General features: G+C 73.0%; 1 protein-coding gene. It reads left to right on the top strand.

Features of this window, described 5'->3' with window-relative positions:
- Nucleotides 1-21 precede the first annotated feature (21 nt).
- Nucleotides 22-467, top strand: a 446-nt coding sequence (locus AC1DYK_RS35735; protein ID WP_478170575.1) for an FAD binding domain-containing protein, incomplete at its 3' end; no start/stop codon positions are given.

Raw genomic sequence — 467 nt, 5'->3', positions numbered from 1 at the left:
GCCCCAGGAGGCACGGTCCGCATGCTCCTGCTCCCCACCGGGATGGTGGCGCCCACCCAGCGCACCATCCCCGACTTCGTCCTGGAACGTCCCGTGACGGCGGCCGAGGCCGTGGCGGCGGGGGCAACCCGCGGTGCGGTCTATGCACAGGGCTGCAGCGATCTCTTCGCACGGTTCCGCGAGGGTCTCGACTGCCGGACCCTGGTGTCGCTGGAGCGCGTACCCGAGCTCGGCGCCGTCGAGTGGGACGGCTCGACGCTGGAGATCGGCGCCGGGGTCGATCATCACACCGGCTCGCACGATGCCCGGGTGCGGGCCGCCCTGCCGGGTCTGGCCACGGGCTGGGGCAGCATCGCCACCCAGCGGATCCGGCGGCGGGCCACCCTCGGCGGGAATCTGATGGCGCGACGTACCCGGTACGAGATGTCGGTGATGCTGGGCGCGCTCGACGCGGAGCTGGACCTGAC

The organism is Variovorax sp. P2_H12, from assembly GCF_056403395.1.
This window is presented reverse-complemented; position numbering and strand designations above follow the sequence as displayed.